This window comes from Vibrio diazotrophicus (assembly GCF_038452265.1).
Classification (GTDB): domain Bacteria; phylum Pseudomonadota; class Gammaproteobacteria; order Enterobacterales; family Vibrionaceae; genus Vibrio; species Vibrio diazotrophicus.
On record NZ_CP151843.1, the window covers coordinates 786,945 to 809,206 of the forward strand.

At 42.5% G+C, this 22,262-nt stretch carries 10 protein-coding genes; all 10 read right to left on the reverse strand.

The features are described 5' to 3' along the window. The 10 genes from AAGA51_RS18935 to AAGA51_RS18980 all read right to left on the reverse strand — a co-directional run bounded on the left by AAGA51_RS18935 (position 1) and on the right by AAGA51_RS18980 (position 21,885). Entirely contained in the window at positions 1-879 is an 879-nt protein-coding gene (locus AAGA51_RS18935; RefSeq protein ID WP_042482934.1) for a carbohydrate ABC transporter permease, read from the reverse strand. Between the two features lie 59 nt (positions 880-938). Continuing rightward, positions 939-2,201 carry an extracellular solute-binding protein gene (locus tag AAGA51_RS18940; protein WP_042482930.1) on the reverse strand — a complete coding sequence of 421 codons (1,263 nt, stop codon included), beginning with the start codon at positions 2,199-2,201 and terminating at the stop codon, positions 939-941. A 516-nt stretch (positions 2,202-2,717) separates the two neighbouring features. Next, positions 2,718-2,921 carry a hypothetical protein gene (locus AAGA51_RS18945; RefSeq protein ID WP_042482927.1) on the reverse strand — a complete coding sequence of 68 codons (204 nt, stop codon included), beginning with the start codon at positions 2,919-2,921 and terminating at the stop codon, positions 2,718-2,720. A 280-nt stretch (positions 2,922-3,201) separates the two neighbouring features. Beyond that, complete coding sequence (locus AAGA51_RS18950) at positions 3,202-3,414, reverse strand: cold-shock protein (protein ID WP_042483411.1); 213 nt, start codon at positions 3,412-3,414, stop codon at positions 3,202-3,204. A 403-nt stretch (positions 3,415-3,817) separates the two neighbouring features. Continuing rightward, positions 3,818-4,393 (reverse strand): NADPH-dependent FMN reductase, encoded by a 576-nt coding sequence (locus AAGA51_RS18955; RefSeq protein WP_042482924.1) that lies wholly within the window; start codon positions 4,391-4,393, stop codon positions 3,818-3,820. A gap of 244 nt (positions 4,394-4,637) precedes the next feature. Next, the gene (locus AAGA51_RS18960) at positions 4,638-6,197 is read right to left on the reverse strand and encodes an AbgT family transporter (protein WP_042482922.1); all 1,560 of its coding nucleotides are present in this window, start codon (positions 6,195-6,197) and stop codon (positions 4,638-4,640) included. Positions 6,198-6,589: 392 nt separating this feature from the next. After that, positions 6,590-7,342, reverse strand: coding sequence for an SDR family oxidoreductase (locus tag AAGA51_RS18965; protein ID WP_042482919.1), 753 nt, complete (start codon positions 7,340-7,342; stop codon positions 6,590-6,592). Positions 7,343-7,470: 128 nt separating this feature from the next. Further along, positions 7,471-8,388 (reverse strand): OmpA family protein, encoded by a 918-nt coding sequence (locus tag AAGA51_RS18970; RefSeq protein ID WP_042482917.1) that lies wholly within the window; start codon positions 8,386-8,388, stop codon positions 7,471-7,473. Positions 8,389-8,399: 11 nt separating this feature from the next. Further along, complete coding sequence (locus AAGA51_RS18975; RefSeq protein ID WP_042483409.1) at positions 8,400-11,927, reverse strand: hypothetical protein; 3,528 nt, start codon at positions 11,925-11,927, stop codon at positions 8,400-8,402. 31 nt (positions 11,928-11,958) lie between these two features. Beyond that, complete coding sequence (locus tag AAGA51_RS18980; protein ID WP_255209372.1) at positions 11,959-21,885, reverse strand: DUF11 domain-containing protein; 9,927 nt, start codon at positions 21,883-21,885, stop codon at positions 11,959-11,961. Positions 21,886-22,262 lie beyond the last annotated feature (377 nt).

Here is a 22,262-nt window from a genome sequence, read left to right on the forward strand (position 1 = left end):
TTACTTGTTCCTCGCAGCTTTAAATTGCACAACAGCTAAAACCGCCGATAGCACAACAATCACATAGGAAACTGTGGCCGCGTAACCGAAGTTCGGCACATAAGAAAATGATAAGTTGTAGATATAGAGTGACAAAGTCATCGTTGAATTCGCAGGCCCTCCATTAGTGATGTTCATTGCTTCATCAAATAACTGAAGCGTACCTATAGTGGATGTCACCGTAGTAAATAAGATCACAGGTTTCAGTAATGGAACAGTGATGAACAAGAACTGCTTTATCGGGCTTACGCCATCAATTCGAGCCGCTTCATATATAGACTTATCAATATTCTGCATTGCCGATAGAAAGAAAATCATGTTGTAGCCAGTCCAACGCCAAGTGATAGCGATGATAACCGTTACTTTTGCCCAAAATGGATCGGCTAACCAAGGAATCGGTTCAGAAATGATGTGAATCGCCATCAATACAGAATTCACAACGCCATCGAGCTCAAACATACTCTTAAACAGTATTGAGTAAGCCACCAAAGAAGTTACACAAGGCAAGAAAATAGCCAATCGGAACCACTGTTTGTATCTTAATTTGGATGAGTTCAGACACGATGAGACCGCCAGAGAAAGGAAGATCATGATCGGTACTTGAATGGCTAGAAATGTCAGAGTGTTCCATAGGGCTTTTTTAAACATCGGATCATAAAACAGCCTGATCACGTTAGAGACACCAGCAAATTCTAGTATTACCCCACGACCGGAATGCAATGATAACCAGAGCGACTTTCCAATCGGGTAAAGAGTCATTAAGGCAATTAAACCCACGGCAGTTGCGACAAAAGCCCAGCCGTTAATGTCATACAGCCTGTGCATCTTGGATTTATGCATGGTTACACCATTTAATTGGATTGAAGAGGCTTGGGGGGCGAGCCCCAAGCCGAAGTGGTTTACATCAGTTGGTATTTAAGTGCGGTTTCGACGCGCTTTAACACGTCGTCAACTGAATCACCCGATAGAAGAGCAGGAATTTCAGCAGAGATGGCGTTGTCTACTTCTTGTGTGTACATGCCATAAGAAACTTGCGGAATCTCAGCTACCCATTTGGAAAAATCAGAAAAAACAGGTTGCCCAGAGAAGAACTCATCTTCGACTGTATAGGCATAGCCCACACTTGCTGGCAAATATGTGCCAAGAGCGCCACGTTCAACCAGTAAGGTTTGGTACATGTCGTCATCAGCTGCGAATGTTTTCTTGAGGAAGTTGATAGTCGCTTCTTTATCTTTGCTGGTACTTAGCACATACCAACTCGAACCACCTTGGTTGGAAGCATGTTTTGCATTAGGTAGTTTAAGACTTGGGATTGGTGCAACTCGCCATTTACCTTTTTGCTCGTCAACGCTTTTAATAGAACCCATGATCCAAACGCCAGACGTTACTGTAGCCACCTGACCAGCGTTAAAGCTGCCAACAAAACTAGACCAACCTGATGTTGGGCGAGTAATTTTGGCGTCGTTGATTGCTTTGATAGTTTTTAATGTCTCTTTAAGCGCTTGGTTATTAGCGATGTTCATCTCTCCTTCTGGAGTAAAGAACCATTCACCACCTGACTGCATCATGATGTGAGGTAACACTACGTCATTGATATCGTATGTCAGCATACTAATACCTGTTTTCGCTTTGACGTCTTTACCAATTTCAATGAACCTGTCCCACGTAATATTAAGCAAATCCTTGTTGGTGTAGCCAGCTTTCTCTAGATAGTCACTTCGATAAAACATGCCAGCAACACCAGAATCAAAAGGAATGCCAAACACTTTGTCACCAATAGTCATCACTTTAACTTTATATGGTGCAAACTGGCTGTAGTCGATGTGCTCCTGCAGTGGCAAGAAAGAGCCAGGGTAAGCCTGCAAATACTTCTGAGCATTGTAGTCTTCAATTAAGACAATATCAGGCAACGAACTCGTAATACCTGAGGCCAGCATGGTATGCAGTTTTTGCTCAATGTCTTCCTTACCTGAATCAATAACCTTGAGATTAAAACTAGGGTCGATCTTTTTATAGCGAGCGGCCGCTTCATTCATGGCAGCCACATTGAAGTTCGGGTCCCAAGCCCAAACAGTCACATCAGCAGCTAAGCTTTTGGCAGAAATTCCAGCAGTAAGCAAAGTAGTTACCGCCAGCGAGAATACCTTGTTCTTGTTGTTCATAGGCTTTCAGTCCTTTGTTTTAAGTAGCAGACTGAGAATAGGGTTGGTATGAGGTAAAGACAACGGGGTTTGACCACAAGGAAAAAGTATCTAGTGATAGCGTTCACATTACTTTTTAAGAAAAGTAAAAAAGCGGGATCCCAACAATAAATATTCAGGAAAAGTTTCCTAACTGTTAGAAACAGCATTAAGGGGCCACGAATCCATAACCTATGACTACGAATTACCTTCACTGAAAGTAGGATAGGCACATCCGACATCCATTTTCACGTAACTGAAAAGCTGCTCGATTTAGGGTATAGCGCGAGAATTGAGCTAAGGTCCTGAACTGGCGGCTGCATTTACGTATTTAAAAGTATTTGGGTTTGGCGCATGATTTTGCACTTAATTCTGTTGGAAACCTGACCAATCGTTAGTTGGATTAACTAGAAGTGCAAATAAATGAGGGAAAGTAAGGGGGGACTAAGGGATAGAAAGCCACAAGATCAAGTGAGACTGTGGCAAATCAATCTTGAGTTATTGGTGCTGCTTAAAGAAGCGTTCGGCACTAGAGAAAAGAGATTCGCAGAGTTTTTCCTGCGCTTTGAATTCATCGGAACCAGCCGTCATCGTTTCAAGAGTTTCTTTTGCACTATGGTATTCACCTACCATTTGCTCAAATTTTGCTTCGTAGCCACTTTTCCAAGCTTTCTTTGCAACTTTATCTCGTCTTTTTCTCATTCACTATTCCTATACTGAAAAGCATTTTTAAAAGATATTCATTCTGAGATTTATACTTTATGAAAATAAGAAAAACTTCAGTAACAACGAAATAATATTCATAGTTACATCTAAATAAAATAAATCTAAAAATATCGATTAAACAGACTATTCAGAGCATCAAAAAAATAAGGTGTTCACTTGCGTGAATTTAGGATAAAAACTTCTCGGAATATTTTTATCCTACTCGTGCTTTTTCTATTTAAATAAGCAAATCGTGCTTATTTTTTCGAAAGCTAACTTAAGCTGTTAGAACGTTAGTAGCTTGAGCGCCTTTAGCACCCTGCTCAACGCTAAATGTTACTTTCTGTCCTTCAGCTAAGGTTTTAAAACCTTCTGAAACGATAGAGTTAAAGTGAACAAATAGATCTGGACCGCCATTGTCTTGAGAAATGAAACCAAAACCTTTTGTTTCGTTAAACCATTTTACTGAACCAGTTGCTTTATTAGACATAATAAATACCTCGTTAATCATCATAAAATCCAAAATCGAGGCTATTTGATGGAAGATGAAGAATAAGTTGCCGCAGGAGTAGTATAACGAAATCGATCGAAAGAAAACTGAGAAGAGACTTGAACTAAACATTTCATAAATAGCTCACGTTTAAGAGCTGCGTGCACTATACACCGATTAGTTCAAATAGATATAAATATTTGTGAATATTTTTATTTTTTGCAGTTTAAAAGCTGATAATTTATTTAGAATTTAGGAGGATAAAGGTGGAAAAAATCATGCTTCACATCGCCATATTTTTTCCTATTCGTTACCTAAAATATTAAAGAGAATGGCAGCAAACGAGACACAATGCTGCCATTAAATTTGTAGTGGTTTCACTAACTGACTTCTAATCAAGAAGCTAGCTCTTCGAGCGTGGTAGCACAGTGAGAACTCGCACAATGAAAGCGTGCAATTCAGACATGTACTTAGCTAGGAACTTCTCCGTGTCCTCATCTGTCACTTTCCCATCCTCTGTGATTAAACCCGGTTTAAATTGAATATACGCTTCCACAGTATTCATCAGTGGTGAGTTACAGAAGCAGAGTACGCCACGTAAGCTTTGCTGGGCGACAGCTGTACCAATTGAACCTGGAGATGTGCCTATTACCGCAGATGGCATGCCTGTGAACGAGTTTTGCCCCCAAGGTCTGCTCGCCCAGTCTATTGCGTTCTTTAGTCCGCCGGGTATTGAACGGTTATATTCTGGAGTGACAAACAACACACCATCAATAGCGGATATGGCTTTCTTGAACTCACGAGCGACTGGCGGGAAATCAGCATCATAGTCCGCGCTATATAACGGCAGATCCTTGATTGGAATTTCAATCAGCTCAAGCTCAGGAGGAGCCAAGCGTACCAGTGCTTTCGCCAACAGCCTGTTGATAGAACTGGAAGACAAGCTACCGACGAAGTAGCCAACTTTGTACTTTGCCATACCATTAATCTCCTACTTCGCTTCTGCTTAACATTGACTCACGTGGTGAGAAGCGATGCGACCACTGTTTTATTCCTTCTACAGTGTAGTTCACATCTTTTGTTCACCTTTGACAGAGCATGGTTAAACAAAGCTATGGAAGATAATTTGAATATAACTGACTGGTTTGTAGGCCATAAATAATTTCAAGCGGATACAAAAAAGCCTGCGCGATAATTGGCAGGCTTTTGGTTACACAGCGTAATTACATTACGTATTCGTAAGGTGCCTGAATTCCTAGTGGAATACCCACCGCCCAGTAAGCAAGCAAGAAGATAGTCCAACCAATCATCATTGCGATTGAGAAAGGCATCATCAGAGAAGCCAGAGTACCGATACCTGTTGATTTCACATAACGTTGGCAGTAAACCACCACCAATGGGAAGAACACCATCAGAGGCGAAATGATGTTAGATACTGAATCGCCCACACGGTAAGCCGCTTGAGAAAGCTCAGGTGAAATACCCACAGCCATTAGCATTGGAACAAGGATTGGACCAATCAGTGCCCATTTCGCAGATGCAGAACCGATGATCAGGTTAACTGAGGCAGTCAGTAGGATCATACCCACAATTGTTGCTTCACCCGGCAGGTTCATTGCTTTCAAACCTTCAGCACCGTATAGCGCTAGCATAGTACCGATGTTTGATTGTGCGAAAACCGATAGGAACTGAGCACAGAAGAACGACATGACGATGTATGCACCCATAGTAGACATAGTCGTTGCCATCGCTTTGATGATGTCATTGCTGGTTTTAAATGTGCCAGAAACGCGACCGTAAACATAACCTGGAATGATGAACAGGATGAAGATCAACGGAACGATAGACTTCATAATTGGCGCAGAGAACGCTGTAATCTGACCATCTGGAGAGCGGAGTGCTGAGTCTTCAGGCATTAGCGCTGCAACAAGAAGCGCGATACCAGCAACCATTGCCCAACCTGCGTAACGGAAAGCTTTTGATTCTAGCTCAGTGAAAGACGCAAGATCCGGTGCCTTTTCTGCATCTTCATCAATTGGCGTGTTTGCCAAACGTGGTTCAATGATTTTCTCGGTTACATACCAACCAATAGCAATAACGATAACAGAAGAAAGGCCAGTAAAGATGATGTTTGCCAGAGGGTTTACTACGTACTCTGGATCAAGAACTTGCGCTGCCGTCTGAGTAAAACCCGCTAGCAATGGGTCGATACCAGAAGGAATAAAGTTCGCAGAGAAGCCACCAGAAACACCAGCAAAAGCGGCAGCAATGCCGGCTAAAGGATGGCGGCCTGCTGCGTGGAAGATGATCCCACCCAGAGGAATAACCAATACGTAACCAGCGTCTGCTGCGGTGTGTGACACAATCGCTACCAGAATCAGCATCGGCGTTAACAATTTCGCTGGCGTGAAGTTCAGCATTTTCTTCAGACCAGTGGTGATAAAGCCAGAAGAGTCGGCAACACCGACACCTAACATCGCAACCAACACGATGCCTAGCGGTGCAAAGCCAGTGAACGTTGTTACCATACTCGCAAGGAAATTCGCTAGCGACTCACCAGTGAGCAGGTTTTTAATTACCAGCGCTTCGCCGGTTCTTGGGTTTAGAAGGTCAAATGAAACGTTGGATAAAAGTGCGGATGCAACCCAAGTAATAACGAGTGCCCAGAAGAATAGAATTGCCGGATCAGGGATCTTGTTACCTGCCCGTTCAATGAAATTAAGAAAGCGATCCATACCACTCGGCTTCGGTGATGACGCTTGATTTAATGCTTGGTTACTCATGGTAACTCCATAATCAAAGATGTTGGTTCCAAAGGCTTTCTAAAAATTATAATTTCAGCCCATTCTCAACGTTTGATTCTATTAAATCCGCCATCCAAAAGCACAAGACACTGCCTAAATTGAAATACTTAGATACATATTTCGAAGATACATAAATAATGTGCAACAAATAAATACAAAAGAAGATCGAAAGTTAAAACAACCCTAGAACCGATATGAAACAGAACTCAATAAAACTTAAAAACTAGTCATGGTTAAACGAGTATCTCTTAGCTAAATAAATAACGTTTTCCTATCTGGTTCTATGATGCCACTGATATTTGATACATAAGGCAATAGCCCAGTGTTCACTTTGCGAAGCTTTTATTCATGCTATGGATTCACCTTATCGCTTACAAACCACCAGCGAGATCTAAAAAGTTGCCAGTAGAAAATGATGACTTTTCTGAAGCTAGCCAGTAGATAGCTTCTGCCACTTCTTCGGGTAAACCACCACGTTGAAGAGGAATTCTGGATTTCAATCTTTCAATACGCTCTGGTTCACCGCCGTCAGCGTGCATATCTGTATGGATTAATCCGGGGCGTACACTATTAACGCGAATTCCCTCAGCCGCCACTTCCAGTGATAGACCTTTCGTCAGAGTATCTATCGCGCCTTTCGACGCTGCATAATCAATGTATTCGTTTGGAGCGCCAGAACGGGAAGCGGTTGATGAAACATTCACAATCACACCACCCTGCCCACCATGGCGTGTAGACATACGCTGAACTGCTTCTCGGCAACAGAGAAAATAACTGGTGACATTGTTACAGAGGATAGCGTTGATTCTCTCAGCGGTCATCTCATCCAAACGCATCTGCTTTTTCAAAATCCCCGCATTGTTAACAAGAACAGTGAGTGTACCCAGCTCCTTATCTACGGTTTCAAACAATCGCATCACATCTGCCTCTTGAGAGACATCAGCCTGTACCGAAATGCATTGACCACCAAGTGCCACAATCTCTTCCACAACGCTTGCCGTTGCATCCGCATTTGATTTGTAATTGATACATACCGCATAGCCTTGGCGAGCAAAGAGTTTTGCTGTTTCAGCGCCAATACCTCGCCCACCACCAGTGATAATAGCGACTTTTGGTGAATTCATACTGCTTCCTTGTTGTCTGACTTTCTGTAATCAACGTCATTATTGTTCGCAATTTTTAATATTTTCTCTAGTCAATGGGCGTTTCAATACCCATGAATAAAACTAGAGTCTTCGCATTATGTTTTAACTTATTTCTTACTTTGTTGAACGGTTTCTTCTCTAAACACAACAAAAACACGGCGGTTTTTTTTGTTGGCCACTAATGATTTCTCATGCACAAGGGGCTCACTTTCGCCAAACGATTTCACTTCCCATATAAACGAATCCGTGTTCGCAACCTTGGTTTCCAAGTACGCCTTTACCGCTTCGGCTCTTTTTAACGCTAACTTTTCGTTATAGCTAACAGAACCTTGATAATCAGTATGTCCAGCGATCAATATATGCCCTTGCAACTCTTCTAGCTTTAACGCAATCGTATCCAGTTCTTGCTTATCTTCCTCTCTCAAGGTTGCATCATCAAACTCAAAGTGAGAGGTTAACGCGACAAAAACTTTACGTTCTGGCTTAGGTGGTAAACACGAAGCATGAGTTTCCGTTTCCAACATTTGCTCAAACATCACATACGCGCGACGGTTGGCAGCATTAGCCTCTAATGTTTTTTCCTTAAATAACGGTACCTTCTCTCCGAAGTGTTTCAGTTCCCATTGATATTCATTATTAGGCAGATTTTTTAGTAGGTACTCTTTAACCGAGTTTGCACGACGTAGCGACAACTGCTCATTGTAGGTCTCTGAACCTTGGTAATCTGTATGTGCCGCTATGGATATACGACCTTTCAGTTTCCTGATATCGCGCACAAACTGATCCAACGCAGCGTTATCCTCTTCTTTTAACTCATACTTATCAAAATCAAAATGTTCGGCAACTGCAATTTTTATTTCTCTCTCAGGGGATAGACATTCTGCAATAAGAAACTTACTGACTCGATGATCGTATTTATCGACATTTTCTTGGCTAACATATGTGTCGGTGCTGCATGCAGCTAATGCCAAAACACTGAAACCTGAAGCTATCGTTAATTTAACTTTACGGCTCAAACCACTCATTACGCCTTCCTCTAGATCTTGCCGATTAAGTTAATGAAGAGACCTTGTGCATCATAGTCATCATCATTAGTTAAGTTGTCATCAAAGCGAGAGAAGTTGTATCCCACACCTATTTTAAAGTTATCACTAACATATTTATTGAACGAAACGAGCGCGCCATCTTCTACTTCATCGAACTGTGTATCGATCTTCCAGTGATACTGACCAGTGATGTCCCAACCTTTCATAATTAAATATGAGGCACTTAGCCCTGCCAGATAGATATCTGTATCAACATCGACATCTGCGCCAGATGCTCGGCTAAATATCTGATTCTTGTCTTTGTAGGCAAGCTTGGTTCCAAACTCCCAGTTCGCATCCCATTGATAGAGAGCTTCCGTTTCTATGATATGACTGACTTCATCTGAATAAGTAACATCTCGGCTCAGACTGTCAAAGTCAACGAGGTAGGTGTAGCGCGACAACAAGTTAAGGTTGTCGTTATATACTGGGCGATATGCCAAACTGATTGTTGACTCAATAAAGCGAGCCAGTAGCTCGTTATTTGTATCGTCTTCTGAACGTGAATAGTTGAACTTTCCATATAGTGTGTATTCTTCCGTCAGATGGTGGGTGTAACTATTTGTCGTCACCCACTGAATCACTTTTTCATTCGTTTGTTCTGCTTCGTCAACTCGGTACTCTAGTTTGTGTTTGAGTATCACATCATCCAAATCAGCAGCGACATTGAAGCTTACGGCTTTGCGTTGTACAACGCCCACTATGGCGTTTTCTGGGTCATATCCGTAGTCTATTTCACCCTGTTGATAGGAAACGCCCACATCGACGTCATCGTTCACTTCGTTATCAAAACCAAAAGAATCGATACGACCTTTGCCATTGTTCTCTTTAACGAACTGGTTTTCCTGATAAAAATCGACGGTTTGAGTCAAAGCAGCCCTTTGTCCCAAAATAACGTTATTTTGGTCTTCATAGTTGTCATCAACGTAAGTGACATAAGTCGAATAGTCTCGATTCACATCATAGTTGATTGTCCCTTCTGTCGCCTCGCCTCTATCACCCGCAGTATAAGAGGCTCCTAGGGTAATATCGTCAAAAACACGAGTCTCGCCACCCACTGTGACGCTGTCGTTTTCATCGTAGTTATCGGTATTATCTACGGTAGTTTGACCTTTGATATAAACACTGTTCTCGCTATCCCAAAGATATTCCGCTTTCGCTCCCAAGAGCGTGCCTGTGCCAGACTCCTTTTCTTGGTTTAGCTCTTTAATTTGTTTACCAGCAACAGATAGCTTGAAGTTGTCAGTGATTAGGAACTGTGTTTCGGCTTCTAGTTGTTCACTGTCAGTTTCTAATCTGCCATCCACTTCTTTTTCTTCCATCGAAGTAAAGCGAGTAGCAAATTGAATAGAGTCGCTAAGTTGGAATCGAACTTCTGCTCCATATGACTCTTGTTCTAAATTGTCATTTTGACTGGCATAAGAATAATCAGCATCTTTCGATTTATACCAAGCTTTGATGTCATTTCCCACAGCACCGAAAATGCTCGGAGCTAAATCATATAAGCTTGCAACACCAAGCACCTGAAGGTTGTTGCCTTGTCTGTCGCCTTCTGTTGCCGAGGTAATAGGTGTAAAAGTCAAACCACCATCAAACGAAACAAAGTTACTATCGGTCTGAGTACCTTTTGTTTGACCAAACTCGGTCTTCAAATAAGTACCTTCTGTCGCTCTTAAGGTTAAATCGGCAGAGTAAAGCTCATAATCCTGTGCATCTTTTTCTTCACTTGCGTAGGTAGCGCCCAACCCAACATAGTCATTAACCCACCCCTTTATTCGACCACCTAAAACCATCGCTTCTTTAGCACTGCTTCCGGTAGGAACGTATTCATAGTCCACCGCTAAATAGTTTTCATAGCCACCGCGAGGGGAATCATTTATCACATCACCAAAGCGACTCGAAACAATGTCAGACAGTGGTTTGGTTAGAATGATGCGACCTTGGTAGTCATCAATCTCATAATCAACGCCTTCTGTCAGTGCAATCTCTTTCTCAACAATGCCGCTATCCTTGTTGGTGACTTTGACCATGACCTTATCACTACCGGGGATCACTTCTCCGTGTTGCAGAAAGTAAAGGGAGCCTCCCGTCCCGAGAAATTCGTCATGAGCAAACAAAGATTCACTTTGAGAAGCAAAACCAACAATGTTTAATCGGTCTTCACCATATTTGGTCGTTGAACGGGTACGATAATCACCTTTAAAACCGTATAAACTGCGGTTGTAATCGCTATTATCCGTCCCAGTGATTCCAGTGTTGAAGTTACCCCACAAATACTGTGATTTGTCGTACTCGACGTCTAAATACACTTTCCCTTGTGTATTCACCACTTTACGGATATTGGAACCATCACCGTAGTGACCATACATCATCTCGTCATCACCATCGACGATATCAAATACCGTTGAGTTATCATTCGAGGCGAAAGGATGCTTAAACATGTCTTTAATGGCATGCTCTTGTGTATCCACATGAGCAGTAACTCTCAGCTTATCGCCAAATTTTCCCTGCCCAAAATAGGCTAATCGGCCCTGGCTGTAGATGTCTTTTTCATACTGGTCATTTACATCTAATGCCCCCGTGCTACCACTTACACGGTTAGAACCAATATAAAAATCCGCTAAGCCTGCTTGTGCGTAGTATGTGTCAGGAATTCGAGCATAAAGGGAAAAACGACGCTCTTCTCCGTCATCAAATACTACGCTTGTCGGGAAATTATAAGCGTCTGTTGGTAAGAATATTTCTGCATAAAGCTCGCCTTCGACAACGTCAAATTCATCCTCACCGATAACAACTTTGTCAACACCATTGAGCCCCGTACCCATAAATTTAGCCAACCCTGATGAAGTCGGAATGTTATGGCGCATCAGGTTCGCCCGACCAAATTGACGCCCTTTATCTGACTGACCCGTATTTTTATCTATCGATACTTCTTTATCAGGTCGAACAAGGTCAACCACACCCAATGTGGTGGTATCCATATTCCCCTGTTCATCCCAAGCTTTCAGGCGGAAAATGAGTTGTTGACCCAGCTTGAACATATGCTCGACGTCCGTAGTCCCATCCCATTCTATACTTGTGCTATTTGCCAGCTGTTGACCTTTCTGAACGGCTAACGGTTGTGATAGATGTCGGTCTCCACCACGATAAACTTCTAACTGCCATGACTTGATATAGTAGCCATAGTTAGTGTCGACAGAAAAACTCATAGGACTGACAAACTTGCCGTTTTCAACTTCAACCTCGTCAGTCACGCTAACGGCTAAAACGGGGTTAAATTTTGTTATATCTCGGCTTGCCCAAATCGCGCCTTGTTCTAGGTAGATACGCGAGCTATCCGTTTGCTCATGAACCTTGACCTTTTCCGACATTCTAGTGGAGCGAAGCTGCTTTAACTCGTCTGTTTCCTTAGCGACAGAAACTGTCGGCAGGCTTGTCATAATGCAAGCCGTTAAATAGTGTTTTTTTAATAAACTCATACGGATTTTATTGAGAGGATTCGATCGATACTTACTCATCACTGATACTCTGTACGCTAAAGTTAAACTTACTCAGAGCATTTGGTGTGATACGTCTGACCTTAGGATTCTCACTGACAACTTTCATACCCGTCGGCAGTGAATCTGTATCCAGTTTGACAAGAAACTGCTGACCCTTTTTATTCAGTACCCATTGATCCGGCACGTGATAACGACCATATTGGTCTGTCTCTATCACAATACCCTCAACAGTTAGCAGCTTAACTCCCGGAATACCTTCTTCATAAATCCCCATGTTTTCGATGACGATTTCCCGCAAATATTGACTACCGTATTGGTAGACATTACGAGTTATTTGAAGACTCTCAGCCGTTAAACCCTGTAGTTTATTGCCTGAATGTTGAGCGCTAAATGAATCATCTTCATGCGCGGTGATATGGGTTCCGTCTTTGGTCGTGACGCTAAACGCGAAGGAATCAGCAGTCTTAGAAACAAACTGTAGAGTTGCCTTGTGGCTACCTGATAAGGTTCGGTTTCGAGATTGTCCAATCAGCTTATTAATCACAATGTTATTGCCATTAATAGAAACGTCTTTCTTTTTCTCTCCTTCGACTTTTAGCGTCGCAGAGCCAGCAACAATAAGAGAAGGATCAATATCAATCGAGACCTCGATACCATAAGCCGTTGCACTTGCTTGATAGCCATCACCATTATTATCTTCAAATACTTTTCCGATTATTGATGCAGTATCAAAAAGCTTATCAGGTGTCACTTCAACGGTGGCGCTACTCATGTTTGACTTAATTTCTAGCGCACCGCTCGTCATTCCTTCCGCTGGCGTCATCGCATAAGCCGTATTGGTATAGTTACCAAAGGTTGCACCGACAGTAACCCGCATCAAGTAACGAACACGAATCTTCTCTTGAACAGTAGAACCACTCGAACCATACGCCAGCATGTCACCCACACTGAACGACATTACATTGGCTAGCGTTGGCTCATTGGTGTTGAATACATCATCAGCAGTATCAAATTCTCCGTCAGGGCCACTATTCGTGATCTCAGCAGAACCTTCTACATATTGGAAACCAGAAGGATATCGATCAGTCAGATGAACATTTTTGAATTCTGACTCGTTGTTATTGACAATAGTGACTTCGTATTCAACGACATCCCCAACCTGAGCGGTCTGTTGCAGCGCTTTCTTGGTGACAACCAACTCACCTTCGTTATCAGAATATTTTTTAACATGCACAGTGACACTCGCTTGCTCGGTGTCGCCTCCAATCGTTGTAGCACTAAACGTATTGGTGATGTCATCATCCAACCCTTTACCGATTTGGCCGACAATAGTCACCCATATAATATTCCCCTCATAAGCCTTGAGAGTGTAAGTATAATCAAGGTCAACCGAGTTTTGAGTATCCAGAACAGTGGTAGTAGAAGTGGCTGTATCGAATTCACTAATTGTGGTTGTCCATTCTGTAAACAGCGGACTTCCGTTCGCCCCTTGGAGTTTTGATATTTCATCAACCAGATGAACATTCAGTGCATCAGATGATCCTCGGTTAGTCACTGCAAGAGTGTAGGTAATCTGATCATCATCGTTAGTGTATTCGGCTTTATCAGCAACTTTTGTCGCCATAAGAACCACGCCACCCGGTTTCAAAGTAACTGTAGACTCTGACGTTGAGCTACCGTCATCCATAGTTGCGGTATTGGTGATTACCCCTAATGCCATAGGGTTGACGATACCCTTAACAATAAAGTCGACTGTCGCGCTTGGAGCTAGATTCACTGTGACGTCTAGGTCATCCCCTAGCGGTAAAGGATCGACTGTCGTCGTATTGTATTTATCATTTTTGATTTCATAATTGATATCCCACGACGTCAGTGCTGGAACTGTATTGCCCAGCAAGTTAACGACCGTCAAGTCACTGATGATGTCGGTAATCTTGATGCTCTGAGCGAAACTTTGTGCGTTATTGACTAACGTAATATGAAATTCGGTCTCTTCATCCGTTTTGTACTCCCCTTCCTGAGAGCCATCCGCTAACGTTTTAATAAAGCTGATATCCTGCTCAAACGGTTTTAACTGTGCCGTTGCGGTTTGAGTCTTACCGTCGAATATCATTGTCGCCGTGTTAGTGATCACCCCAACAGCCTTTTGATTCACTGTGCCATGCACTTTAAAAGTGACCGTGTCTAAAGGGGCAAGATCAATGTTGTACTTAATATCTTCGTTCAATGAGGCTCGAGAGGTTATGACCGTGTTCGAGTTACTGTTCTCAATATCCAGTACCCAGTAACTGAATGCCGCTTCTGTTGTTCCGTCGATGGTATCGACGGTTAAACCAGAGATAAAGTCTTCAATCTGAATGTTGTCTGCAAATCCATTTGTTTCATTAACAACGGTGATGACAAAGTCAGAAACCTCGCCCGGAACATAATGCTCCACCGGTGCAACTTTCGTCAGTTTCACTTCTGGAATGACTGGTTTGCTGACCGCTTCAGCTGTCTGAGTACCACCGTCCAATTCAACTGTGACTGTGTTTTTCACTTGACCATGAATTGTTGAATTCAGCGTTCCGCGAACAGTGATGGTCAAGGTGTCATTAGGCGCAATTTCTATGCTTCCATCAATATCGCCCGAATTTACTACAGGGATAGTCGTAGCACCTGTCGATGACGTTGCATTTATTGAAATAGAATCAGGGTTAAACGCAGAAACCGTATAGCCGTCGATCGTCGTCGTTTCGATGGTAGAAAGCATATCCGTGATATGGACATCCTTAGCCCAAGCCCCTGTGGTGTTGGCGACGACTATGGTGTAAGTCAAGGTATCACCAGCTTCATATAGCGGTTTATCGACAGTTTTCGTTACCGTTAGATTCGCCTTTTCAGGTGTATAAGTCGCTTGTGCTGTACGGCTGTTACCCTCTTCATCTGACACAACAACGGTATTCGTAATATCTCCCATTGCCTTATCATTCACGACACCTTCAAAATGCATCACGACCGAGTGAGAAGGCGCAATATTGTAGTTAACAGAATAACCATTCGCACCGGTGACTTCGCTCCCAGAGATTTGCTGGCTGAGGGTAGGCTCCACGCCCGTGACACTGACGTTTGTTATTGTCCACTGTTCGAATACTTGACCTTCACGAGCCTGACCAGCAAAATCCGTTTTGATGTCCGCAGACAAATCAGAAATATTGACGTTGGTCAGATAGCCCAAACCACTGTTTTGAACTTCAACATCAAAACCAATAGTCTCACCAGGAACATAAGTAGCGGGCGTTTTTGAAGCGACTTTCGACAGTTCGAGGACACCGTTTTCAGGCGAGATATCAACACGATAGCTGTTAGAGTCTGTTAGCGTCGCAACAGTAGCAATATTATGGAAAGCTCCTACAGCATCCTTGCGAATATTCCCTGTAATAGTAATGGCTACGTGTGTTTCAACACCACTGTGTTCTCCTGCTAACTCAATTTCCACATCATCAATATCAATGTTAGTGCCTGACTCTAAGGCGGTTAAACCAGAGATATCTGTCACTGTTGGAGAAGAGTCGGCCAGCACTTGAGATTTAATGCTCCAATTTTCTAACGCTGGCTTGGAAGAACCATCCGCAGTTTCTACAAGGAAATCAGAAACAATATCCGTAATATGCACAAAACTGTTTTTCTGCCCTTTGTTTAGCACATGGATGGTGTAATTTATCGTTTGACCGGGAACATATGTGTTAATGTCCGTTTCTTTTTTCGCCAATATTTGGGCAATACCAGGGTCAAGAACAATAGTATTGGTATTGTTACCATTAATTGTTGCGACATTAGATATCGTGCCGGTGGCACTATCAGAAACAGTAGCGGTGATTTCAAATACCACTGTATCCCCAGCCATCAAATCAAACTTAGCGTCCAAGTCTCCGACTCCCGAATATTGACCCGAGATAGAGAAACGTGAGCTGTCTGGCTGTTCCACGATACGAACGCTGCTGGAAGAAAATGCAACACCGCTATCTGAGGTCGTAATTGAATTAACCAGATCCTGAATCACGACATCATTCGCAGTACCTTCACCATCATTCGTTATGTGGATTTGGTATACAACTTGACCATCAGGGTTATATAGACAGCCAGAACCAGAGTTTGAAGGAAACGAACACGCATTCCCGTCTGCGGTGGTATTCGTTACCAATTTCTCATACGTTAAACTTGCGTCGTGGGGTGGAATAGCATCGGTCGTTACTGTGTTATCCCCGCCTGTCGCACTGTTTGCATCGACAACGCCTACAGCATCTTCACGAATTTTGCCTGTGATGGTAAACGTAATAGTCTCATTGGGTGCGATATCCAAACCGTCCGATGCCGCAATATTCAAATCACCATTGGCTTCGTAACTTAACGGTTTGGTATCAACAGCACTGTTTAATCCCGTTGATACAACATGACTAATATTTGTATCAATCAACGCTGCTTCGATTTTTCCACCGATCACTTCAACTTTAATATTAGAAATCAGGTCTTGAATGACTGTGTTGTCGTACCAAACAGGCTCTGTATTTTCGACCACAAACCGATATTCAATGCTGTCGCCCGGTTTATATTTATCACCGCTGGTGTAGTTGTTTCCACCAAGAGAAACAATCTCTTTAGTGACATTCAATAATGCAGCGTCTGGGGTAATATTTGCCCGTGGAAGATTACTACCACCGTACGTTGGCGTTATATCTATGGCACCTATAGCGTCTTCGCGAATCTCTGATTCCATGACAAATTCGATATAACCACCCGGAGCTATTGATACATGAGGGATATCAATATCGACATTGTTTCCTCGGGTAAAACCGCCAATAGAGGTCATAGGCTCACCAGAAGTGTTTGCCGTAACCACCCATCCTTTAGGTAGGTATGCCGGAGCCTTATCACTGTCTCCCGCACTATCAGATTTTTGCGCTAAGCGAACTTGCAACTCTGAGAATTTTTCAATCAGAGCTTTACCATACTCAAGTCCATTACCGTTATTATCGATTCGCAGGTGATAAACCACTTGTTGATCATCTGTCTGATGATTGTAAGTTGTCTTAACGGTAGCTAGAGACGTATCGGTAAAAGCTCTGTGCGCTTTTATTAAATTTGGCGGCAACATTGTTGAACGATCAGAAGAAGCCTGATAACGACCATTGACTAATACGGTGTTCTTAAATTCACCGACTGCATTTTCGACAATATGAGCTTTAACCGTGTATTTAATATAAGAACCATAGCTAGCAGCTGCTAAATCAAAGGTGGTATCGATGTTGGTGTTATTTGAAATGCTTCCAGCATCAGTGATACCACTAGAATCGACTTCTGATGAAACTGTCCAGCTATCAAAAGCTGGGCAACTATAAGTTGTTCCAGTCGTGATGTTGTAACAAGAAGTCATGACCCCTTGGATATTATCAAACACGGCAATATCGTTGAGATGGACTTCGTTTTCATTGCCAATAGCAATTTCATATTCGATATAGCCATCCGGCTTATAGCCGTCTAAACCTAGTGAAGTTGTACCATCTGTGTCGTAATAGGCTTTAATCGCTTTGCTATAGTTAAATTTATTGGCATCAGGCGTAAGAGAAGAGCTGACTCTATCGCCGTTCACAGAAAGAACATTGGTAATTTCGCCGATGGCATTAGGGTTTATCGTAGCAGTAACCACATAGTCAATCGTCGCTCCCATTGGTATTGAAGCTAACGTATTGATATCTTGATTATCTGCATAGTCACCAACTTGAGCATTACCGTCTGGCAAAGAAGGATCAAGTGTCACTTGCGGCGCAATAGTCCAAGAGGTATAAGCTGGTCCAGTTGAGCCATCAACCAAGCTAACTTGTACCTTTGATAACTCATCTACCACAGGAATGTTGTAAGCGTTAGCCAACCCGTTATTGGTAATATGTAAATGGTAACTCGCTGTTTTTCCTGGGTGATAGTTCACTTCATCAGTGGTTTTGTAAAAGTTCAGATGATAATCGTTAGGTTTAACCGTAATGCCACCGATAGTAATACTGCCTACAGCATCATCACGCACAGTTCCTTTGACGGTATATAAAACGTAGTCCCCACCAGCAACATCTATGTAGGTATCAATGTTTTGGTTGTCCTCAACAACCCCTTCAGACTCACCAGTAGTCGTACCATTACTACCATTGCCATCATCTTTCACAACATCTACGGAAAAAGCATTTTTAAACGGATTTTCCGATGTACCATCCATCAGCAAAACATCTACTCCAAGAATATCTTCAGCAACATGGCGGTTATTCAAATACCCAGTATTAGAGTGAATTTTCACCGTATAGGTCAATTCATCGCCTGGGGAGTAATATTTGCTAGGTACACCGTTTACCAATAGTTGTCGTTGTGTACCTGCGCCATTAGATGCCAATCTGTTTTCATGGTGGGAAACATGATTCAGTGACGATACTTCACCAAAGTCGCGATAAACATACGCATCATTCTTAAGCACTTGACTGACGTAGTTGTCTTTCACCAGCGCTTTAATCTGGAATTCTATTGTTGACTGAGGAGCTAACGATAGGACATCTGTAGAGTCAGTTGCAGGATAAATAAAATCTTCTGTAGTTTCAGGACCAAAGCTAGCGTCACCGGGTAATTTGAACTGCCAGTGTACAAATGGGGACTGATCCGGATAATCTTCAACGTTATCCATTTTGCCATCATTTATACCACCATCATTATTGTCATTGGCAAGCACAGACTTTATCTCTGACATCAGGTCAACAACTGTCAGATTGTTCGCAATGGTATTAGTACTGTTGTTAATCAAGGTGATGGTATAGGTAATATACCCGCCCGGAGCGACCTGCATTTTGTCCGAGGTTTTTATAATAGAAACATTAAGTTGATCGACACTGCCATCCTTACCAATTTCAGCGGTTGAAGAATGATTAGTGTTTGTTGCTGGGTCGTGAATGCTCGCTGTATTGGAGATTTCTTCTTTCTCATAATCAGATCTCACAATACCTTTGACCGTGTATTTAACGTAACCCATACCGTTCCATTTACCTGAATCGGACTTAGGATCGATATCCACTTTTGAGGCTATATTTCCACCATCTGGCCAAGTGGACTTTTCGTCAGCGTAACTCCCGCTACTTATGTGACCATCCGTAGTTGCTTCTATAGTCCAGCCAGGTTCGAATACACCTAATCCATTAATATCATCCGAAACATCTACATCATTGGCATAGCCAGAACCTTTGTTAAATACAAAAATGTCGAAAGAAACTTCACTCCCCAGTTGAAAAATATCGTTGGGAGTTAATTTCAGAACTTGCACATCAGGAGCTTCGGGTTGAACTGTTGCACCACCACTAAGCGTTTGTCCGTTGTCTGGTGAATATACCGTGGCAGTATTGGTGAAACCGCCCCATACGATTTTGTTACTTGATGAGCGATCAATTTGTCCCACAATGGTGTATATAACTCGAACGTTAGGTGGGATTTGTGCTGTCGTATCAAGGTCGGTATTGTCAGAAAATGTTCCGACATCAGTGGCATTCAACAGTTGCTGCTGGTCATCAGAGGTTAACCCCGAATTATCCATAACCTGCTTATCAGCGCTAATGGTCCAGGAACTGAACACTGGCATTGGTGTATTGTCGGGTTCCAACATATCAGCTTCAATCGAACTGATAGGGTCTTTTATCTCCACATCAGTAGCAAAGCCGTTGGTGTTATCATTTTCAACAACTATCTGATAAGTAACGACATTGCTTTGCTTGGAGTAAAAACTGTAAAGGGAGTGAAAAGAAGATTCATCATCAACTTTGACTGACTTGTTCATTGCCAACGAGAACTCTTTAGGAACCGAGCCCCTATCAGCTATCGCTTTGCCATCTACAGTGACTATGTTGCTGATCTTACTGTTTGCGGTCGGTGCAACATGAACTTTTACAGTGTAAGTAACAACGGTATGAGGGGGAATCGTAGCTTTAACATCTAATATGTCTGGTGAAGTGATCGTCCCATCCACGCCACTAATATCTTTTCCATAGTCGGCGGTAATTTCCCAAGAAGAGAAAGCGGGAATAGAGTTGCCATAAACGTCCGTCACCATAATAGAAGCCAGATCGTCAACGACGGGAACCATATTCGCAATAGCATCACTGGTGTTGGCAACCTTGATGGTATACGTCATCTCCTGACCAGCAGAGTATTTTGATGTATCGACATCTTTGGTCACTGATAAAGCGTTGGCAGGCATCTCAATACCAGTGCCACTTTCTACCACATCATCAGCACAACTCGCATCATCAAGAATAAGGCCAATACTGCTATCCGTTGTTGTTGCGGTAAGTTTATATTCCACTTTTTTACCCGGAGCGATGTCCGGAGAAATCGTTAAATCACCAGTTTTAGTCGCACCATAATCAAACTTACCTGCATCTGTACCTTCACTGTCTGAGCCACTAACAACTTCCAGCTTCCAAGACTGAAAAGCAGCCCCCCCACCGTACCCAGCAGCTTGCTCAGTCTGAATACAAGACAACTTATCGACAATGATAAGGTTATTAGCAAAATACTTATCTGATGAGTTCTCAACGCTAATGTTATATTCAACACTTTGACCCGGGCTGTATTGAGACTGAGACGTTATCTTGCTTATATGAATTTCAGGGTCACCGACTTGTAATACTCGCTCCGTTGCAATCGGTGTCGAAATCGTATTCGCCGCTGACGCCAATGAACCTTCATCATTGATGACTCTCGCAGTTAAGTTTTTGATGTCACCAATAGCGACTGGAGAGATGGCTGTAGTAATCAGATAATCAATCGTTTCACCCGGATAAACAGAGACAACGTCATCAAGAGAATCATCCGTCACCGTACTGCTACCCAATTTGGAAACAGAGTTGCCTCCAATACTGTCTATAGCAATCGACCACGTTTTATAAGGGTGCCCACTGACATCGGTATGGTCGAAGGTGACGGTGGAATCAACTAAGTTATTCCCTAAGGTCGTCAAAATATCTTTGATATTATGCTGAACCCTAAAATTATGGACGATACCTTTCCCAGTATTTTCTACCGCCAGATGAAGTTGCATTTCACCATTGACTAAATAAGGAGAACTGTTAACAAACTCATGTCTGATGATCTCTAACGTGCCAGCCATCGGAGGCGTAGTTAACTCATCACTTGCAACGATTCCATCTTTCGTTTGTGAAGTAGCAGATACAACAATATCTCCGGCGAGCCGATCCGCTAGAGTGGCTTGCATTGTATACGTGAGCTTGCCACCCACAGCAATGCTTGCGCCTGTGACCTTTAAATCCCCAAGAAGTTCAAAGGTGCCGACATCACTTTCAGTACCTTCTTTTACCGCACTGTTGGCGATCTGAGTGAAAGGCGCGGTATTTGTTCCATCAATATTTTCAACCAATAACGTGCTAAATATCTGCTCGATATCGAGGTTTTGAACTCGGTAAGCACCTGTGTTTTCTGCCACTAATGTGTATGTCAGAAGACCAGTTACTGGATACTCACTCGTATCTGAAGAGAGTGTTAAAGAGTACTTATAAGGGGCTGGAGTAACGGTAACTAACTCCGAAGTCACAGCATCTGGGCTAGAACTAGCAAGAGCTGAAGCCTGAATGGTAATGTCTGCGGTTGTGTCATTTGCAACCAAAGCTTGAACTACATATTTAATGTGTCCACCGGCACGGATTCTTGCGCCAGTGACTTGCAGATTTCCGCTTGAGCTAAAATCTCCGCTCTCAGATAAAAAACTGGATGAGGCACTTATCTGTGTTGTGGAATAGGCAGAGAAATCTGCAGAAACCGATGAGATATCAATAACACTATCGGTCAAGTTAGATACCGTCACGGCATAAGTAACAAAACCATTATTTTCATAAACCGATTTATCAGCCTCTAATTGCACCGATATATCCGCAGCAATAACTTTAAAAGAAAATAATGTTAAGAATAATAAAGTGAAATAATATCTCATCCGGATATTTAAACTCTGGTTAATGAAGAATTTCTGATGGTGGGAGAATTTATCATTAACCAGATCTTCAATTCGTATGAACATGCCAATACGAATAAAATTAAGACTATTCCTACGAGTCATTTCACAACTACCTACAGGCGTTGTTTTCTAAACCAGCGAAAAATCGCGTTCAAGCGATGAACAGCTCTGCTTTGTTTAGCCTATAGCTCAATCTCAAGTCTAAAACTTGCTACAAAACAAGGAATTGAAAACAGTGTAACAAGTCGTTAATTATCCGAAGTTCACATTCATTTGAATTGCTTCTC

Bases quoted from the DNA above. Each gene is read 5' to 3' on its own strand.
- AAGA51_RS18965 (WP_042482919.1), bottom strand. From the start codon at position 7,342: ATGAATTCACCAAAAGTCGCTATTATCACTGGTGGTGGGCGAGGTATT.
- AAGA51_RS18970 (WP_042482917.1), bottom strand. From the start codon at position 8,388: ATGAGTGGTTTGAGCCGTAAAGTTAAATTAACGATAGCTTCAGGTTTC.
- AAGA51_RS18950 (WP_042483411.1), bottom strand. From the start codon at position 3,414: ATGTCTAATAAAGCAACTGGTTCAGTAAAATGGTTTAACGAAACAAAA.
- AAGA51_RS18975 (WP_042483409.1), bottom strand. From the start codon at position 11,927: ATGAGTTTATTAAAAAAACACTATTTAACGGCTTGCATTATGACAAGC.
- AAGA51_RS18960 (WP_042482922.1), bottom strand. From the start codon at position 6,197: ATGAGTAACCAAGCATTAAATCAAGCGTCATCACCGAAGCCGAGTGGT.
- AAGA51_RS18935 (WP_042482934.1), bottom strand. From the start codon at position 879: ATGCATAAATCCAAGATGCACAGGCTGTATGACATTAACGGCTGGGCT.
- AAGA51_RS18940 (WP_042482930.1), bottom strand. From the start codon at position 2,201: ATGAACAACAAGAACAAGGTATTCTCGCTGGCGGTAACTACTTTGCTT.
- AAGA51_RS18945 (WP_042482927.1), bottom strand. From the start codon at position 2,921: ATGAGAAAAAGACGAGATAAAGTTGCAAAGAAAGCTTGGAAAAGTGGC.
- AAGA51_RS18955 (WP_042482924.1), bottom strand. From the start codon at position 4,393: ATGGCAAAGTACAAAGTTGGCTACTTCGTCGGTAGCTTGTCTTCCAGT.